This window comes from Marinobacter metalliresistant (assembly GCF_038098645.1).
Classification (GTDB): domain Bacteria; phylum Pseudomonadota; class Gammaproteobacteria; order Pseudomonadales; family Oleiphilaceae; genus Marinobacter; species Marinobacter metalliresistant.
In genome coordinates this window covers 2,314,790-2,331,921 of record NZ_CP101118.1, presented here as the reverse complement: position 1 = coordinate 2,331,921, position 17,132 = coordinate 2,314,790, and the positions used below count along the sequence as shown (strand labels likewise).

Genomic DNA, 17,132 nt, shown 5'->3' with positions numbered 1-17,132 from the left:
GCATCCTACAAAATTCAGGTCGCCATTGTCACCGGGTTGTAAGTATTTCTAGCTAGATTCCGGGTTTGCCGGTTTTGACGGAAGTCATAGCAGTCTCGGTGCCTGCCGGTTTTCAGCGCAGAGGTGCTGGTAAAGTGACAGGAGACGGTGACAGAATTACGACCGTACTCAAGGTAAGGATCAACCATGCAGTGGATTCTGGGAATCGCGTTGGCAGCCGCCATGTTTGTGATTCTGAAACAGTGGGGCGCGTTGTCCGCCGAGAAGAAAAAGGCCGCTACCTGGAAAGTTGTCCTGGTGGCTGGTGGCGCCCTTCTGGTTTTTATGGTTCTGACGGGACGTATCCATGTGCTGACCGCCGCAGTGGCTGCCGTTATTCCGCTGTTGCGCAAGCTGCCTGCGTTACTGAAATACGCCCCTGCCATAAACCGGATGTTTGCGGACAAGCAGCAGGATGGGGGCACTGGGCAGACAAACCGGCAGTCGGGCCCGGGCAGCGATCTGAGTGGCCAGATGTCGGTGCGCGAAGCCTGTGACGTCCTCGGAGTGAAAGCCGGCTGTTCTGAAGAGGACATCGTGATGGCTCATCGCCGGCTGATGCAAAAGCTTCACCCGGACCGGGGCGGTAACGATTACCTGGCCGCCAAACTCAACGAAGCCAAGCAGGTTTTGCTCGGCAAACGCAAGGCCTGAGGTCAGGGCAGAAGATCGACTCTGACTTCAAAGCTTCGGTTGTCGGAGCGGCTGCTGTTAACCTGATAGGTAATTCCGCTGCGCTCCCGGGCCGAGCTGGTTGCTGTGCTGCCCAGTGACACCCACTGCCCCGGCTCGACCCGTCGGATGGTGACTACGGCTTCGGTTTCATAACCGTCCAGACTCGCCGGATCCTCCTCGAACGAAACAATGCTCAGCTCAACCGCCTGATTGGAAATTACCTGCGGGCTGACCAGGAACCCGCTTCGGGTTTCGACCTGCTCAAGGAAGGCGGCCGGATTTCGGCCACCCCGAACGGCGACCGGAATTGTCCGGATCTGGCCCGAGGTGATGTGGGCGGACTGGCCATCCTGCATAACCAGCGTTCTCTCCCGGGTGCTGCCGGTGCTGGTCACGCGCCGCTGTGCCGAAAGTTCCACCCGGCCCCCGGGCGCAGAAAGGCCGGCTCCCGACCGCTTGCCCCCGGTGTCAGTTCTGGAGCGAACGGTAATCCGGAGCTGAACCGGCGCCACGTCCAGGGTGTCAACCAGCCTGCCAATTTCATCCAGCAACTCTGGCTCGCCGCGAACCACCAGTTGTGCCCCCCGGGCGGTGACAGCCACGGAAGAACCCTGGTAAAGCTGGCGAACCTGTGCCGCCACATCCTCCGCGGACCGGTTGTTGAGCTGGTAGTCCCGGGTCTCCGCCTGGGCCATGGCGTGGCTTGAACACAGGCCGAGGAGTGCGGCCAGCAAGAGATATAGCGGGTATCGCCCAGAATGTGCGGTCATTGCTCGCTCCCAACCTTACTGCCGGAACTGAAAAATTCCGGCACACGGGTTGCCAAGTTGAAAACCGGGGGTATATATTGAAAAGCATGAAGACGACACACGCGATCTGTCAATTGAATGTTCTGCAAGCTTTCGGCGCCAGGCCGGCGGCAGTCGTGGCCGTGTTTTTCTGGTGGTTTGGTTATGGCTTTTATTTTAGCCAGAGCCGGGGCCGCCCATAGCATCTTCACCGAACGAATAACGAGGAAGGCAGCCCGGCAGAAAACCCAGGCTGCCACCGGACTCAAAAAGCCCCGACTGGTAGCCCAGCCGGGGCTTTTTGATTCTGACGCAGGGAAACGGGAACACTGACATGAACATGCCCTTGAACACAGAACTGACAGACCAGACAGCGGAGTCTTTGGCCCTGCACCGGCAGGAAGTCATTCTGCCGACGCCGGCGGAGCTGAAACGGGAGATGCCGGCGAGTGACCTGGTCGTTCGGCAGGTAAGTGAACAGAGGCGGGCTATCCGGCGGATTCTGCGGGGTGCCGATGCCAGAACCCTGATCGTGATGGGTCCCTGTTCCATCCATGATGAGGTAGCCGCCCTGGAATACGGAGAGAAGCTGAAGGCACTGGCTGATGCCGTCAGCGACCGGTTCCTGATTGTCATGCGGGCGTACCTGGAGAAACCTCGGACTACAGTTGGCTGGAAGGGGCTGCTGTACGACCCCGGGCGCACCGGATCGGGAGATCTGAATGAGGGGCTGCGGCGTTCCCGTCGATTGCTGCTGAATCTGTCTGCCATGGGGTTGCCTCTTGCGACCGAAGCGTTGAGCCCGTTCGCCATGGATTACCTGGGCGATCTGGTGAGCTGGACCGCCATTGGGGCTCGTACCACCGAGTCCCAGGTGCATCGGGAAATGGTCAGCGGTCTGCCAATGCCGACTGGCTTCAAGAACGGCACCGATGGCGGTATTGTGGTTGCAACAAACGCCATGAGGTCGGCCAGCCATCCACACCACCACCTGGGAGTGTCCGCAACCGGAGTGCCAGTAATGATCACCACCCGGGGCAATCCCGACACGCACCTGGTGCTGCGGGGTGGACGGGGCATTACCAACTACGATGCCGACAGCATTGACTGGGCAGTCCGTACGCTGGCAGAAGCCGGGCTGTCCACCGCAGTGATGGTGGATTGCAGTCATGACAATGCCTGCAAACAGGCTGAGCGCCAGCTGGATATTGCCCGGGAGGTGATGGCCCGGCGCCGGGCCGGCAACCGCCATATTCGCGGCCTGATGCTGGAGAGTTTCCTGGAACCGGGCCGCCAGGACGATGGCGAGGATCTGCGTTACGGCTGCTCGATTACCGATCCGTGCCTGGGATGGGCCCAGACGGAGGCTCTGATCCGCTCACTGTAGACAACAGCAACTGGCCGGCCAGCACAAGCAGTACGCCACCCATTAACCGGTCCAGCCAGTGGCCAAAGCGATTGAAGCTCCTGCGTACCTGCGGCAGGGTGAAGAAAACGGCTACCATGGCGAACCAGAGCCCGGTGGCCAGTGCCATATAAAGGCCATATCCGGCTTGCAGGGCGATGGGTGTGCCGGGACTGATCACAACGGAAAACAGAGAGACAAAGAACAGCGTTGCCTTGGGGTTGAGGACATTGGTCAGAAACCCCAGGCGCAGGGCGGCCAGACCCGATTGATGGGTCGTTGGCCCCTTCTCCACATGGACGCCGCCGGCCCGGGCCCGCAGACACTGAATGGCAATCCAGGTGAGATACAGCGCGCCCAGCACCTTGAGAATACTGAACAGGACGATGGATTGCTGGATCAGCAGGCCAATACCCAGCAGCGAGTAGCCGACATGCACCAGAATCCCGGCGCCAATACCGATGGCGGTCAGGAGGGCATTCCTCCGGCTCTGACAAAGTGCCTGGCGGAGCGTCACGGCAAAGTCCGGCCCCGGGCTGGCGACAGCCAGCAAGTGAACCAGCGCGACCGTCAGAAATTCCGGCCAGTAATTCTGCATGTTTGCACCCCCGGAGCGTTCGCCGTCGTTTGAAAAGTCTGACAGCATAGGCTGATTCCGCGTTTTTTTCACGGGGCGGATGAAACTTGCCACGGCTTCTATACTGAGGTCACATCCGACCGAACCTTTCCCGGTTCCCGGGCTCCGGAAATGCCCCTCAGGAGACTGTTTTTATGAACAAACGAGAAGCAGACGTTGCCATTATTGGCGTTGGAACCGCCGGTATGGTGGCGTATCAGCGTGTGCGTAAAGTCACCGGCAAGGTGGTGCTGATTGAGGCCGGGCAGTATGGCACCACGTGCGCCCGAGTCGGTTGCATGCCCGGCAGGCTTCACTTCACAAATTTCAGTGATCTGGCGTACGATTGGCCGGTCAATATTTCATTCGCTGTCAAGGAGACACGCTATGGGTAAGAACTTTATTGGTCTGGATACCGAGAAGACCGCAAAACTTGCAGACTCGCTCAACGAGCTGCTGTCCAATTACCAGATTTTTTACATGAACGTGCGCGGATACCACTGGAACATCAAGGGTGACAACTTTTTCGAGCTGCACGTGAAATTTGAAGAGCTCTATGACGATCTGCTATTGAAAATCGACGAGATTGCCGAGCGGGTGCTCACCCTTGGCCATCGTCCTGCCCATGCCTACAGTACCTATATCGAACGCTCCGAAGTGCCCGAGCGCAAGGATGTTTCCGATGGCAAGGACGCCATGGAGAACATCGTAGACAGTTTCGTCAAGCTGATCGGCAAGCAGCGTGCACTGCTCAGCCTTGCGGGCGAAGCAGAAGATGAGGGCACGGTGGCGCTGATGAGCGATTACATTTCCCAGCAGGAGAAAACGGTCTGGATGTACCGTAGCTATCTCGGCCACTGAACCGGGGTGTAAGTGAATCAGTGGCGGCCCTACCCAGGGCCGCCATCTTTTTTTATCTTTTCGTCAGACCCTTGTTCTGCATCCGGTCAGTGGGTGGAGATGGAGCGGGTTGGCGGGATCAGACTGCAATTTGAAGCGGCGGCACTGCCTGATGCAGGAACCACTTCTCCGTCACCACCTTCCGGGTAAACCAGTGTGACCGCATCAGGGTGCTGGCCAGGGGCATCTTGACCCAGTCCGGCACCTGCCAGCCTTGTTCCGTGTCGGCGGCACGGTTGCCAAAGCGTTCTGCAATGGCATCGCCGTACACCTGCAGCGAGGAGGCGGAAGAGTCAGGGGCATGGCGAATCACATCCGCTGCCATCAGGGCTGATTCGATCGCTGGCCGGATGCCTTCACCGCTCTGGGTATAGGCAAGACCGGCCGAGTCACCGATCAGCAGCATGCCATCATCCACCAATGGCCGTTCCGCGTGAGCGTACAGCAGATAGGCGTGGCCCTTGAAGTGCCCGGGAAGATCCGCCGGGATACGTCCGGCTGACTTCATCTCCTCCACGAATGCCTGCAGGTGGCCGGTCAGTTTGTGGTTGTCTTCCCGGCCCAGGCCGATATTCAGGTAATTGCCTTTGCGGAAGACCCAGGCGTAGCCCTTGAGGTCCCGGCAGAACCAGAGTTCCGGTGTGTCGCCCCGGGCCTGGCAGACTGATGCCTGCTCCGGTGTCATCTCGAATTCAACTTCCTTGGCTGCAACCACGGTCTCATGGCTGCCGGGCCCCTCGCCAAGCAGCCGCGCCACCGGGCAGAAGTGGCCGCCCGCACCCACCACCAGGGGCGCTTCCCAGGTCTCGTTAATGACCCAGTTCCCCCCTCTTCGGACAATCGATTTGACGGGCGTGGCAAGCTGCTTCGGGCAGGTAACACGGCTGAGCAGGTACTCGTCAAACTCGAACCGGCGGATGCCATAACTGACCACGTCGCCGTGATCGTTTTCCACGGCGGCTTGCCCCATCATGCCAATGCGGAAACGCCGGATTGGCTGCAGGGTTCGGCCGGTCCCATAGTCTTGCAGGTCGATATTCAGGGTTTCCATTACTGCAGGCGTTACCCAGCCCGCGCAGGTTTTGTCTCTGGGAAAACCCTGTTTGTCGATGATCAGTATTCGTTTGCCGCTGTTCCCCAGGGCGCTGGCCAGGGTGGAGCCGGCGGGGCCGGCACCGACGATGATCAGGTCATAGTAGTCCATCAGGCCTCCTCGGGTGCCGCGGGAAAGTTGTAGAGATCCTGCCGGCTTTGTGGCAGCCGGTTATTGTCACCGTGGCTGAAGACAACCTGGAACAGCTGCAGGGAACCGGCCCGGAAGGCGGCCATGGAGCCGGCCAGGTACATGCGCCAGGCCCGGGTAAAGTGCCCGTCGTACATGGCCGTTACCTTGTCCTCGTTTTCTGTGAAGCGCTCCATCCAGTGGCTGAGGGTCTGGGCATAGTGCAGGCGCAGGTTTTCCACGTCCAGCACCGAGAAATCGCCGTGCTCACAGATCTGCATGAATTCGCCGATGCTCGGAGGATAGGCGCCGGGGAAAATGCGCTTTTCGATCCAGGCATTCATGAGCATCGGGCGGTTACGTCCGATGCTATGGAGCAGGGCAATGCCGTCGGGTTTGAGGCTCCGTTTAATCAACTCGGACAGGGCTGCGTAATTTTCCTTGCCCACATGCTCGAGCATGCCGATGGACACAAAGGCATCGTACTGGCCGCTGATGTTGCGGTAGTCATCCTCGACGTACTCGACCAGATGATCCAGCCCCTGTTTGTGGGCCTCTTCCCGGGCGTAGTCCAGCTGTTCCCGGGAAATGTTGTAGGAGTGGACTTTTACCCCGTAATTACGGGCCATGTAGCGGGCCAGCCCGCCCCAGCCGCAGCCAGCCTCGACAACGGTCATGCCGGGTTTGAGCCGGAGTTTGCGGCAGACGTGCTCCAGCTTGGCCAACTGGGCCTGTTCCAGGCTCAGGTCCGGGGTTTCGTAATAGGCGCAGGTGTACTGCATTTCGGCGTTGTCCAGCCAGAGCCGGTAGAACTCGTTACCGAGATCGTAGTGGTGATGGATGTTCTCCTTGGCTTCGGAGATGCCGGTGGATCGCGGGGTGTGATTGCGCCACAGGGCCTCCAGCCATTTCGGCCATTTCTGGCGGGCCTCATAAACCGCCCGGTAAACGGCCTCCATCAGATCTGGCAAATCGCCTTCCACTTCCAGCCGTCCGGCGCTGTACAGATCGCCAAAGGCCAGATTGGGGTTGGTGACCAGAGCATACAGGGCTTTGGGGTCGGTCAGGTGCAGGGTAAATTCTGCCTTCTGTCCCTCAGGTTCGATAACATCCCCGTTCCAGAGCCGGAACCGGACTGGCGGGGCGCCAGCCATCCGCACAAGCTTGGCGATCAGCCAGCGCTCGTAGGTATGGGGCGACCGGTCTGCCTGGGTGTGATCCAGTGGCAGGGTAAGAACGTGGCTTTTCTGTTCCTGCCCGGTGTCACGGGTTTTCTGGGTCGTACTCTGATTCATGGACTCCGCTCTCCCTTGATAACCTCAACATCAATGTCTTTCGGCGACGTTCGCGCGCCGGGGCTTCCCGAATATAAGCCTGAGAATTGCCGATTGTCTACTCAGTATAGAAAACTGTCGGGTTTTGTCAGGCGGGAATAATACCGAGGAAAACTATCGGGTAAATCGGGAAGGGCAGGTGGGAGCGAGGGAGTCGCGTCAGGTAAAAAAATACCGGGCCCGGGGGCCCGGTATTCGTGCAAGGTCAGTAGGAGGAGTTCATGCCAAACCATTCGGGGAAGACCACGATCAGCGCCAGCACCAGTATCTGGATCAGGATAAAGGGCACGATACCCCGGTAGATATCGATGGTTCGGACTTCCGGTGGAGCCACGCCTTTCAGGTAGAACAGCGAGAACCCGAACGGCGGGGTCAGGAAACTGGTTTGCAGGTTCATGGCGATCAGGATCGCAAACCACAGCATGTTGATGCCCATGGCTTCGGCCACCGGCGCCAGGATCGGCACGATGATGAACGAAATCTCCACGAAATCGATGAAGAAACCGAGGATCAGGATCACCAGCATGGCCAGGATGATGAAGCCCCATTTTTCCCCGGGCAGTTGCAACAGCCACTCTTCCAGCAGATAGTCGCCGCCGGTGTAACTGAACACCATGGAGAAGGCGGTGGCACCGATCAGGATTGCGAAGACCATGGCGGTAACCTTCACTGTGTCCTTGGAGGCGTCCCAGACCATCCTGAAGGAAAACTGCCGGTAGATAATCGCCAGAACCACGGCACCAACACCGCCCAGCGCCGAGGATTCCGTGGGTGTGGCAATACCGGTGAAAATCGAACCCAGTACCACTACGATCAGTGCCAGCGGCGGGATGATGGCCAGCAGCGCGTTGAGGATTTCCTTCTTGCGGGAAACGCCGGGTTCATCCGGCATGGCCGGCGCGGTTTCAGGCCGAAGTCGGGTCAGGAACAGAATATAGCCGATATACAGGCCGATAAGCACCACGCCGGGCCAGACGGCGGCCTTGAACAGGTCGCCCACCGGCAGGCCGAGTACATCCCCGAGAATGATCAGGATAATCGATGGTGGTACGATTTGCCCGAGGGTTCCGGATGCGCAGATGGTGCCGGTGGCCAGTCGCTTGTCGTACTTGTGCGCCAGCATGACCGGCAGGGAAATCAGCCCCATGGCAACCACGCTGGCGCCGACAACGCCGGTGGAGGCGGCCAGCAGGGCGCCAACCAGAATGGTGGAAATGGCCAGGCCACCCGGCAGGCCGCCGAACAGCCTGCCCATGGAGGTCAGCAGTTGCTCCGCCAGCCGGGTGCGCTGCAGCACAACCCCCATGAAGATAAACAGGGGAACCGCCATCAGGACGGTATTCTGCATCACACTCATGATCCGGTAGGGCATAAAGGCAAACAGATCCATGCCTTCGGCGAATATCCCGAAGAACAGGGCAACGCCGCCAAAGGTAAAGGCGACCGGAAAGCCCAGCATCAGCATCAGCAGGGCGGCGCCGAACATAATCATGCCAATCATGCCAGGCCTCCCGCGCTGTGCTCACCTTCGTATTCCTTGTCCCCGGCCATGACACGCAGGGCATAGGTGGCCATGTTCAGGCCGGCAATGCCGATAAAAACCGCGCTGACCGGAATGACGGATTTGATGATCCAGCGATAGGGCAAGCCGCCCGGGTCACCGCTGCCTTCGCCCATGGTGTAGGAATCGAGCGCAAAGTCGTAGCCATAGATACCGATCAGGTAGGCAAAGGGAATAACAAAAATGATCGCACCCACCAGGTTCACCCAGGCCTTGGCCTTGTTGCTCCAGCGGGTGTAAAAAACATCGACCCGAACGTGACCATCCGTGCGTAGCGCGTAAGGAATGCCCAGCAGGAACACCACAGAATAGAGGTGCCACTCCATCTCCTGCATGCCGATTGAAACCTCGTTAAAGGCGTAACGGGCCACCACGTCGTAAAAGACGTTGGCTGCCATCAGTATCATCGCGACACAGGCGACCCAGCCACAGAATGTGGACAAGCGGGCAAGCCCTTCGTCCAGTTTGATAATCCACCGCATTGATAATCCCCCGCCAGGCGGACTGACGCTTTTCCGGTTGCTATAAACGACAAAACCGGGATCACCTCGAGAGCGATCCCGGCTCCGTTAAAACCTCTATCTTACTCGACTTCGGCCATGGTGTTGAGGTATGCGCGCTCGGAAATATCTGTGTAAGCACGGCTCTGTTTCTGGTAGCTGGCCTGGGACTCAATGATCCTGGCTGCCATGTCGCTTTCAGCTGCTGCTTCTTTCAGCAGCTTGTTGTTGGCCGCGTACATGGCCTGGAAGATGTCATCCGGGAACCGCTTGATCTGAACATTCGGGTACTCCTCGCGAATGTTGGCCCAGGCCTCGGCGTTAGCGTGCTGAGACTGTACCAGCATGTCATAGGAAGCTGTGCGCATGGCGACACGCATGATTTCCCGCAGGTCCGCCGGCAGCTTTTCCCAGACCCGCTTGTTGACCAGGAACTGAAGCTCGGTGGCCGGCTCGTGCCAGCCGGTGTAGTAGTAGTCGGCAATCTGCTGGAAGCCAAGGCGCAGATCCAGGGCCGGACCTACCCACTCGACCGCATCGATCGTGTTGCGTTCAAGAGCGGTATAGAGCTCGCCCGGCGCGATGTTGGTCGGGTTGACGCCTACTTCGGCAAACACTTCGCCGGCGAAGCCGGGGATGCGCATTTTCAGGCCCTGCAGATCTTCCAGGGATTTGATCTCCTTGCGGAACCAGCCGCCCATCTGCACGCCGGTGTTACCGCCCGGGAACGACAGCATGTTGTGGGGCTCATACACTTCCTGCATCAGCTCCATGCCGCCGCCGTGGTAGAACCAGGCGTACTGTTCCATGGCATTCATGCCAAATGGCATGCTGGTGAAGAACAGCGTCTCGGGAACCTTGCCCTTCCAGTAGTAGGAGGCGGAGTGGCCCATGTCGTACTGGCCGGCCTTGACCATGTCAAACACGCCCAGCGGGGCTTTGTGTTTATTGGCGGAATCGATACGGACCTTCAGGCGTCCGTCGGACATCTTCTCGACCGTTTCGGCGAATCGCTTGGTGGTATCACCGAAAATCGGGAAGTTCGGCCCCCAGGTTTCTGCGAGGCGGAGGGTGAAAGTCTCTTGGGCGAGCGCCTGCGTGGCGGCAAAGGTCGTTGCCACAGCCAGCACAGCCGCGGAAAGAACAGAACGGATCTTCATTGCTCTTCTATCCTCTTATCGTTTTTGTGAGTCGAGCGTTTCGCCCTTTTTGGGGCTAAACAACTCTTGATGCTAGTTCACGGTAGCAATTATCGTTAGCAAACAAAATCAAAAACCGTCGCTCTTACGACCTTGGTCGTACAGCGGATCAGAGGTCTTCCATCCGGCTGATCTGGCTGGCCAGGCGCATGGCTTCGTGCTCCTCCAGGGCGAGCAAGTCCTCCAGCAGCGACTTGGCCTCGGGGATCTCGGCCTTTCCTATCAGGGACTCATAGAGGTCCATCACCTGGTCATGAAACTGAAAGACCTCCCGTGCGATGTCCGTGAAACTCATACCGGCATAGTGGGTATCCGGAACCTCGCTGGCCTTGATCGGTCTATGGTTCAGGTAATCGTAGAGGCGGGTTTTCATCGCCTTCGGATCGGCCTGCTTTTCGAACTCGCTCACGGCTCTTTCCAGCAGGCTTTCATGGCTGGACAGATAATCCAGGAGGGCGCTGGCTCGCTCGTCCTTGTTCAGGCTGGCTGAATCGTGCAGGCATCTGGCCAGGTACGCGTGTAGCTGGCGGGTCCAGTCGATCAGATCCTCGAAGGTTTTTATTTCCATCGCATTGCTCCTGATTGGAATGATCATGTTTTTTATAGTTGGCAATAATGATCAGTCTAGTCAAAATTGTTGTCTGAGGGGTACATGATTTGAGAACCCGGGAACCAGCTGGAATGGGGTGTATAGCCATGACAACGACATTGGGAGTCATCGAGGGATTCTACGGCCCCGTGTGGACCTGGCAGGAGCGCCGACAGCTGGTCCAGACCCTGGCGCCCCACGGATATGGTTTTTATCTGTACGCCCCGAAAGCCGACGCCTTCCTTCGCCGCAAATGGCAGCAGGCGCATCCGCCCGCCATGGCCTCGGAGCTGGCGGAGTTTGCCCGGTTTTGCCGGCGCGAAGGTGTGCGTTTCGGGGTAGGCCTGAGCCCGCTCGAAATCTTCAACCGGTTTGATGACGATGCCCGCGTGGCCCTGGCGGAAAAGCTTTCGTTGCTGGAGAACATGGGTATCGATGAGCTGGCCATCCTGTTTGATGACATGCGGGCGGATACGCCGAATCTTGCCGGTACCCAGGTGGAGATCGTGCACTGGATTCGCGAGCGCACAACCATCAAGCGTTTGAGCGTCTGCCCCAGTTATTATTCCGACGATCCAGTTCTGGACCGGGTGTTCGGCGAACGCCCGGCGGATTACCTGGAAACCCTGGGTCGCAGGCTGGACCATTCAATCAATATATTCTGGACCGGCGAGGAGGTCTGTTCCCGGGAAATTTCCCCCGGGCACCTGAAACGGGTCGGGGATCTGCTCGGGCGCAAGCCGGTACTCTGGGACAATTACCCGGTCAATGACGGCGACCGGATGTCACAACATTTGCACCTGCGCGCCTTTACCGGAAGACCGGCAGCCAACGCTGCCCACCTGGCCGGCCATGGCATCAATCCGGCCCTGCAACCAACCCTGACCGCCATCCCGGCGATCACGCTCGCGGAGTCCTACCGTCTGGGGCCTTCTTACCAGTATGGTCAGGCGTTTCGCCATGTGGCACGGGAAGTGCTCGGGAGGGAGCTGGCGGCACAGATCCACGCCGATTTACTGGTGCTGCAGGATGCCGGCCTGGGCCGGATCAGTGATGAAAAGCGGCAGAGCCTCCAGCATACCTACGACGCCTTTGATCACCCCGCCGCCACTGAGATCCTGCGCTGGCTGGCCGGGGAGTACCAGGTGACGGACGAAATGGTGGCGACCCAGTAAGCCTGCCCGCTATCCTGAACGCCGGTCGTTCGTCAGTCGCAGGTTTTTCTGGCGGAGCGCTGGAAACGGGCCGTCATGGCTTCGCGTTCGCGCTCCGGGTCCTTGAACTCGTCGGGCAGTGGCTGGATAAAGTAGAGGAAGTCACCTTTTGATCGATTCTGTTCCAGGGGAGGCTTACTGTTCGTTGCCGGCCAGAACACCGGGCTGATAACGGCAACAGAAAGCGCCGGCGCCCTCTGTTTCAGCAATGCTACGGTTCCCAGCCCGCCTTCACTGTGGAAAGTGCCGGTCAGGTGCAGCACCTGATATCCCGGAAATGCGGCCCTGGCCTCAAGAATGCGTGCCGCCATGGCGTTGTCCCGGAGCAACTGGGCTTTGTAGGTGTTCTCCATGCGTTCGTTCATGGTGCTGTTGGCCTGGTGGCTCGCGCCAATGGCGCCGGCAAACTTCTCACGGTAAGCGGGGGTGTCCGTGAATGGATCAGAGGGCAGTGCTTGCCGGATACTCCTGGAAACCTGATCGAGATAGGAAGGCCCCTTGCGGCCGACACAGCGAACAACATCCGCCGGCGCATTCGCAGCAATGACCGGCAGATTCTGCTGGCGCGCAAATTCCACCACGGGGCGGTAGGAGGCCCGGTAATTGTCCCAGGCGCCGGCATCCTCAATCATTTCTGTTTCCCCGGTTTCACCCTTTAAATACCGGTCCAGTTCAGGCTGACGGTCCAGGTTGAACTGCTCCATAGACAGGATCTGCCTGGGCTGTTGTCGAAAGAGTGCCATCTGAAGCCGGGATTGCAGCAAATGCGAGCCATGGTGCCCGTGATATTCGCCTACGATCACGACATCCGTTTCAGCGAGGCGCCGGGCCAGTTGCTCCGGAGTGAGGGCGGCGCCGCTTTCCGGCTCAACGACCCGGGCGTCGTACTGGGTTTGCGGTATGGTCAGACCTTTCGGGCTGCTGGAGGAGGGCATGGCGGTGCATCCGTTCAGAACAAACAGGACGGAGAGTAACAGGGCCGGCGCGAGAGGTTTCATGACAATCAATAGGCTCCGGCTTTCATCAGGATCTGTTTTTGCGATCTTCGCGCCAGTCTGGCCCCAGCCTTTCCTCCACGTATTCCCGGATAAACTGGCGGACTTTTTGGGAGGGCGTTACATCCTCCTGCTTGCAGAGTTCTTCAAAGGCGGCCTTTTTTTCCGGGTCGATCAATAATGTCAGACGGGCAGTGCGGTTTTCCATGGGGTACTCATTTCTCTGTGAAATGCTCGTTATATGTTAATCAGATTAACATTGAATGTGGATGTGGTGAGCATATAATCTAACCCGACGTGTTGCAATAAACGAGACTTTCATGCCCCACCGCGCGCACCTGTTTTCCCTCCGGCTGGCCCATGCCCTTCGCGAATCCTGTCTGGATGAACGCTACAGCGGCCGCCGGTTCCTGCGTGATCTTTTGGCCGGTGTCACGGTGGGGATCATTGCCATCCCACTGGCCATGGCTCTGGCAATCGCCAGTGGTGTTGCGCCCCAGTACGGGCTTTACACCGCCATCATTGCCGGTTTTGTGATTGCCCTGACCGGAGGCAGTCGTTTCAGTATATCCGGCCCCACCGCTGCCTTTGTGGTCATTTTATACCCGATTGCCCAGACCTACGGGCTGGGTGGCTTGCTGCTGGCAACCCTGATGTCGGGGGTGTTGCTGATGATTATGGCTTTGATGCGACTGGGCCGGTTTATTGAGTACATTCCCGAATCGGTAACCCTGGGGTTTACTGGTGGCATTGCGGTGGTGATCGCCACCCTTCAGGTCCGGGACTTTTTTGGCCTGCCGGTTGGCGATATGCCTGAGCACTACTGGGACAAGCTGGCGGTGCTGGCCAGCGCACTGCCGGAACTGGATGGGATGAGTACTCTGGTGGCCGGCGTAACCCTTGCGGTGATGCTGCTCTGGCCGAGACTGAAAACCCCCGTGCCGCCGCACCTCCCGGCTGTCATTGTCGGTAGCTTGCTTGCCCTGTGGTTCAATGCCAGCGGCGCATCCATCGAAACCATCGGCTCAAGGTTCAGCTATCTGATGCCCGATGGCAGTATGGGGGCGGGTATTCCGCCGTTTTTGCCCGAGTTCGCCTGGCCGTGGCGGCAGATGGGCGCTTCCGGCGAACCGATCGGACTGTCCTGGACCCTGGTCCGGGAACTGCTGCCGGCGGCCTTCGCCATCGCCATGCTCGGTGCCATCGAGTCCCTGCTGTGCGCGGTGGTACTCGATGGCATGACCGGTAAGCGCCACAGTGCCAACAGTGAGTTGATGGGGCAGGGTCTGGGGAACATTATTGTCCCGTTTTTCGGCGGCATTACCGCCACGGCTGCCATTGCACGCTCCGCGGCCAACTACCGGGCCGGTGCCGAGTCCCCGGTATCGGCAATGATTCACTCTCTGGTGGTTCTGCTGGCGCTGGTCTCGCTGGCTGGCCTGTTGGCTTTTCTGCCCATGCCGGCCATGGCAGCGCTGCTGGTGATGGTGGCCTGGAATATGAGCGAGGCGCCCAAATCCGTGCATCTTCTGAAAACAGTGCCACGTAGCGATATCCTTGTTTTCCTCACCTGCTTTTGGCTTACGGTGTTGCTGGATATGGTGATCGCGATCACCACCGGGGTTTTGCTGGCGGCGGTTCTCTTCATGCGTGAAATGGCCCAGATGACCAAGGTGACGGACATCACGCTGAACAGACGGGTTGCTGACTCTGGCCTGCCTGACGGCTGGCAGGTGTTCAAAATCAACGGGCCACTGTTCTTTGCGGCCGCCGACAGGATTTTCGGAGAACTGGCGGAACTGTCCCGGGAGGCCCGCGGGTTTATCCTGTATATGGACGGCGTCACTATTCTTGATGCCGGGGGCCTGTCTGCCCTGAACAAGCTGATTGACACCTGCGAGCACGACGGCACGCGGATTGTCATTGCCGATCTCCAGTTCCAGCCGCTGAGGACCCTGGCTCGCGCTGGTGTGACGCCGGTGTCCGGCGTCAGCCGCTATACTTCCTCCCTGGAAGAAGCCTTGCGTCTGATCAGTAACCCCGCTTCTGAATCTGATCAGCCCTCCGGATAAAACGTTGATTCTTAAAGTCCCCGGATAGTTTACCCTTAGGCATTGAAAACGCTCTGGACAAGAGGAATGCCATGCTGCCTTTCCGGCTGATCGACCGCCTGAAATTTATTGTGGAACGCCAACTGGTCAAGGGGGCGGGGTTTCAGCTCCTGGTCGTTGGTGTGTTTATCGGCCTGATCTCTCTGGTCGGCGGCCTGCTGGTGGTGTCTCAGGGCGGGGAATTGGAGGACCCGGGCTCGGCCATCTGGTGGGCGTTCCTGCGACTGACCGATCCCGGTTATCTGGGTGACGATGTGGGTACCTGGCAGCGGTTTGTCTCAACCCTGCTGACCATCAGTGGCTATGTCGTGTTCATGGGTACGCTGGTGGCGATCCTGACTCGGTGGTTGATTGCCAAAATGGCAGAGCTCGAGCGTGGGCTTACCCCGGTAACCCTGAAAAATCATGTGGTGGTACTGGGGTGGACCAGCCAGACCCTGCCGCTGCTGTCGGAATTGCTGGGCTCCAGCGGCCGAGTACGCCGGTTCCTGGAAAAGCACGCTACCCAGAGGCTGAATCTGGTTGTGCTGTCAGAAGAAGCATCGGCACAGCAGGTTCACGAATTGCGAAACGAGCCCGGCATTGGCCGACGAGCCCGGCAGATCATTCTGCGCTCCGGGTCGGCTATCCAGCCGGATGCACTTCATCGGGTGGCTTGTCTGGACGCCGCGGCGGTGATTGTGCCCAGCGCGACCCACGAGGCGGGCAGTCTGGTGACATCGGACGTGGAAACAGTCAAGGCGCTGCTCTCCATCGCCGCGCAGGCAAGGTATCTGCAGGCTTCGTTGCCGTTCGTGGTGGCAGAGATCCAGGATGTACGGAAGCTGCCGGTGATTGAGCGGGCCTATCCAGGGGCGGTGGAAGTGGTTGCCGGCGATGCCACCATTAGCCGGTTGATGGTTCAGAACATCCTTCACCCGGGGCTGTCGGAAATCTTTAACGAGTTGCTTACCGCCGGTGACGGTAATGAAATCTATATCCGGGGTGGCGAGTCGGTGGCTGGGTTGACGCTTGGAGAGCTGGCTTCGGCACGGCCTGAAGTTATTGTGCTGGGATTGCTGAGGCGCGGGGTGGCTGGCTGGGAGGTGTGCTTGCTGGCGCCGTCCGACACGCGGATCGACACGGAAGACCGGGTGGTGATGATGGCCCGGGATTACGTCGAGACCGAACCCGATCCGAAAAAGCCGGCAATGCCGGCAATTGCCAGGGGCGAGGCGGCCCGCGTGGCACGCCCGCCGGATCAGAACAACCACCGTGTGCTGGTCCTTGGCTGGAATCGGCGGGTTCCGAGCCTGGTGGCTGAGTTTGAAAGTTACGGCCATCGCAGCTTCGAGCTGGACCTTGTTTCCGTGGTGCCAAAAGGCGAGCGGGAACAGGCCATTGCCCGGTATGTTGAAGGCCACGGCCGGGTGGCCTGTGGCCATATCGAGGCGGACTACATGGTGGAGGGGGAGCTCCGCCGGGTTCAGCCGGCGGGCTACGACACAATAATCCTGCTCAGTAGCGACCGGCTGGCATCGGGGGAAGAAGCGGATGCCCGGGCCATGGTGGGGTATCTCCAGCTTGAGGACATCCTGGCCGAGTCCCCAAGGCGGCCCCAGTTGATTATGGAACTGAGCGATCCGGACAACCGGCACCTGTTGTACGGGCACCAGAGTGAAATGCTGATCAGCCCGATGATTCTGAGTCACGTCCTGGCCCAGGTCGCCTTGAGGCGGGAACTCCGGGTGGTTCTGGATGAGCTGTTCACCGTCGGCGGGGCCGAAATCCAGTTCCGGGATCCCGCGGATTACCCGTTGCCAGCCAGCGCCACGTTCCAGGTTCTGGAGAAGACGGTGGCGGCGGAAGGTGAGCTGGCTCTGGGTATCTTCCGGCACAAGGAGAATGAGCGTGGACGCCACCTCCAACTGAATCCGCCCCGCAAGGACTATCTTGAGCTACAGCCTGGTGACCGGCTGGTGGTGCTGTGCCTGACCTGAACGGT

At 59.2% G+C, this 17,132-nt stretch carries 16 protein-coding genes and 1 pseudogene; 7 read left to right on the top strand and 10 right to left on the bottom strand.

The features are described from left to right. Positions 1-186: 186 nt before the first annotated feature. On the top strand, positions 187-693 hold the full coding sequence (locus NLK58_RS10950) for a DnaJ domain-containing protein (RefSeq protein WP_341580757.1): 507 nt from the start codon (positions 187-189) through the stop codon (positions 691-693). A gap of 2 nt (positions 694-695) precedes the next feature. On the opposite strand, the gene NLK58_RS10945 is transcribed toward NLK58_RS10950, so the two are convergent. Next, entirely contained in the window at positions 696-1,484 is a 789-nt protein-coding gene (locus NLK58_RS10945; protein ID WP_117618580.1) for a secretin N-terminal domain-containing protein, read from the bottom strand. 352 nt (positions 1,485-1,836) lie between these two features. On the opposite strand from NLK58_RS10945, the gene NLK58_RS10940 reads away from it, so the two are divergent. Then, positions 1,837-2,889 (top strand): 3-deoxy-7-phosphoheptulonate synthase, encoded by a 1,053-nt coding sequence (locus NLK58_RS10940; RefSeq protein WP_341580756.1) that lies wholly within the window; start codon positions 1,837-1,839, stop codon positions 2,887-2,889. On the opposite strand, the gene NLK58_RS10935 is transcribed toward NLK58_RS10940, so the two are convergent. Next, positions 2,834-3,505 carry a LysE family translocator gene (locus NLK58_RS10935; protein WP_117620352.1) on the bottom strand — a complete coding sequence of 224 codons (672 nt, stop codon included), beginning with the start codon at positions 3,503-3,505 and terminating at the stop codon, positions 2,834-2,836. The two genes, NLK58_RS10940 and NLK58_RS10935, sit on opposite strands and share 56 nt — an antisense overlap. Positions 3,506-3,678: 173 nt before the next feature. On the opposite strand from NLK58_RS10935, the pseudogene NLK58_RS10930 reads away from it, so the two are divergent. Together NLK58_RS10930 and NLK58_RS10925 are read left to right on the top strand one after the other, a co-directional pair. Next, positions 3,679-3,837: pseudogene (locus tag NLK58_RS10930) on the top strand (FAD-dependent oxidoreductase); the annotation flags it as partial. A gap of 73 nt (positions 3,838-3,910) precedes the next feature. Further along, a complete protein-coding gene (locus NLK58_RS10925; RefSeq protein ID WP_341580755.1) occupies positions 3,911-4,384 on the top strand; it encodes a Dps family protein in 474 nt (157 codons plus the stop codon). 118 nt (positions 4,385-4,502) lie between these two features. Here the strand turns inward: NLK58_RS10925 and NLK58_RS10920 are convergent, their stop codons facing one another. The 6 genes from NLK58_RS10920 to NLK58_RS10895 form a co-directional block, all read right to left on the bottom strand. Beyond that, positions 4,503-5,627, bottom strand: a complete 1,125-nt coding sequence (locus tag NLK58_RS10920; RefSeq protein WP_341580754.1) for an NAD(P)/FAD-dependent oxidoreductase — start codon at positions 5,625-5,627, stop codon at positions 4,503-4,505. Continuing rightward, positions 5,627-6,940 (bottom strand): cyclopropane-fatty-acyl-phospholipid synthase family protein, encoded by a 1,314-nt coding sequence (locus tag NLK58_RS10915; RefSeq protein ID WP_341580753.1) that lies wholly within the window; start codon positions 6,938-6,940, stop codon positions 5,627-5,629. The genes NLK58_RS10920 and NLK58_RS10915 overlap by 1 nt, the downstream gene beginning before the upstream one ends. A gap of 244 nt (positions 6,941-7,184) precedes the next feature. After that, on the bottom strand, positions 7,185-8,480 hold the full coding sequence (locus NLK58_RS10910) for a TRAP transporter large permease subunit (protein ID WP_341580752.1): 1,296 nt from the start codon (positions 8,478-8,480) through the stop codon (positions 7,185-7,187). After that, complete coding sequence (locus NLK58_RS10905; RefSeq protein WP_341580751.1) at positions 8,477-9,022, bottom strand: TRAP transporter small permease subunit; 546 nt, start codon at positions 9,020-9,022, stop codon at positions 8,477-8,479. Before NLK58_RS10905 ends, NLK58_RS10910 begins: the two co-directional genes overlap by 4 nt. A 101-nt stretch (positions 9,023-9,123) precedes the next feature. Further along, positions 9,124-10,200 (bottom strand): TRAP transporter substrate-binding protein, encoded by a 1,077-nt coding sequence (locus tag NLK58_RS10900; RefSeq protein WP_117618573.1) that lies wholly within the window; start codon positions 10,198-10,200, stop codon positions 9,124-9,126. Positions 10,201-10,348: 148 nt separating this feature from the next. Next, positions 10,349-10,807, bottom strand: coding sequence for an ATPase (locus tag NLK58_RS10895; protein WP_117618572.1), 459 nt, complete (start codon positions 10,805-10,807; stop codon positions 10,349-10,351). 128 nt (positions 10,808-10,935) lie between these two features. Between NLK58_RS10895 and NLK58_RS10890 the strand changes: the two genes are divergently transcribed. Beyond that, positions 10,936-12,003, top strand: a complete 1,068-nt coding sequence (locus NLK58_RS10890) for a beta-N-acetylglucosaminidase domain-containing protein (protein WP_117618571.1) — start codon at positions 10,936-10,938, stop codon at positions 12,001-12,003. Between the two features lie 32 nt (positions 12,004-12,035). Here NLK58_RS10890 and NLK58_RS10885 read toward each other — a convergent pair whose 3' ends face one another. Together NLK58_RS10885 and NLK58_RS10880 are read right to left on the bottom strand one after the other, a co-directional pair. Beyond that, complete coding sequence (locus NLK58_RS10885) at positions 12,036-13,040, bottom strand: ChaN family lipoprotein (RefSeq protein WP_227539253.1); 1,005 nt, start codon at positions 13,038-13,040, stop codon at positions 12,036-12,038. A 25-nt stretch (positions 13,041-13,065) separates the two neighbouring features. Beyond that, positions 13,066-13,245 (bottom strand): CopG family transcriptional regulator, encoded by a 180-nt coding sequence (locus tag NLK58_RS10880; protein ID WP_117618570.1) that lies wholly within the window; start codon positions 13,243-13,245, stop codon positions 13,066-13,068. A 112-nt stretch (positions 13,246-13,357) separates the two neighbouring features. On the opposite strand from NLK58_RS10880, the gene dauA reads away from it, so the two are divergent. Continuing rightward, the gene (gene dauA, locus NLK58_RS10875) at positions 13,358-15,109 is read left to right on the top strand and encodes a C4-dicarboxylic acid transporter DauA (protein ID WP_341580750.1); all 1,752 of its coding nucleotides are present in this window, start codon (positions 13,358-13,360) and stop codon (positions 15,107-15,109) included. 71 nt (positions 15,110-15,180) lie between these two features. Beyond that, positions 15,181-17,127: an ion channel DMI1 gene (locus NLK58_RS10870; protein ID WP_117618568.1), complete on the top strand. Its 1,947-nt coding sequence runs from the start codon at positions 15,181-15,183 to the stop codon at positions 17,125-17,127. Positions 17,128-17,132: the final 5 nt, after the last annotated feature.

Coding starts and splice junctions, on each gene's coding strand:
- NLK58_RS10890 (WP_117618571.1), top strand. CDS start 10,936: ATGACAACGACATTGGGAGTCATCGAGGGATTCTACGGCCCCGTGTGG.
- NLK58_RS10905 (WP_341580751.1), bottom strand. CDS start 9,022: ATGCGGTGGATTATCAAACTGGACGAAGGGCTTGCCCGCTTGTCCACA.
- NLK58_RS10925 (WP_341580755.1), top strand. CDS start 3,911: ATGGGTAAGAACTTTATTGGTCTGGATACCGAGAAGACCGCAAAACTT.
- NLK58_RS10945 (WP_117618580.1), bottom strand. CDS start 1,484: ATGACCGCACATTCTGGGCGATACCCGCTATATCTCTTGCTGGCCGCA.
- dauA (WP_341580750.1), top strand. CDS start 13,358: ATGCCCCACCGCGCGCACCTGTTTTCCCTCCGGCTGGCCCATGCCCTT.
- NLK58_RS10870 (WP_117618568.1), top strand. CDS start 15,181: ATGCTGCCTTTCCGGCTGATCGACCGCCTGAAATTTATTGTGGAACGC.
- NLK58_RS10950 (WP_341580757.1), top strand. CDS start 187: ATGCAGTGGATTCTGGGAATCGCGTTGGCAGCCGCCATGTTTGTGATT.
- NLK58_RS10900 (WP_117618573.1), bottom strand. CDS start 10,200: ATGAAGATCCGTTCTGTTCTTTCCGCGGCTGTGCTGGCTGTGGCAACG.
- NLK58_RS10910 (WP_341580752.1), bottom strand. CDS start 8,480: ATGATTGGCATGATTATGTTCGGCGCCGCCCTGCTGATGCTGATGCTG.
- NLK58_RS10880 (WP_117618570.1), bottom strand. CDS start 13,245: ATGGAAAACCGCACTGCCCGTCTGACATTATTGATCGACCCGGAAAAA.
- NLK58_RS10940 (WP_341580756.1), top strand. CDS start 1,837: ATGAACATGCCCTTGAACACAGAACTGACAGACCAGACAGCGGAGTCT.
- NLK58_RS10885 (WP_227539253.1), bottom strand. CDS start 13,040: ATGAAACCTCTCGCGCCGGCCCTGTTACTCTCCGTCCTGTTTGTTCTG.
- NLK58_RS10915 (WP_341580753.1), bottom strand. CDS start 6,940: ATGAATCAGAGTACGACCCAGAAAACCCGTGACACCGGGCAGGAACAG.
- NLK58_RS10920 (WP_341580754.1), bottom strand. CDS start 5,627: ATGGACTACTATGACCTGATCATCGTCGGTGCCGGCCCCGCCGGCTCC.
- NLK58_RS10895 (WP_117618572.1), bottom strand. CDS start 10,807: ATGGAAATAAAAACCTTCGAGGATCTGATCGACTGGACCCGCCAGCTA.
- NLK58_RS10935 (WP_117620352.1), bottom strand. CDS start 3,505: ATGCAGAATTACTGGCCGGAATTTCTGACGGTCGCGCTGGTTCACTTG.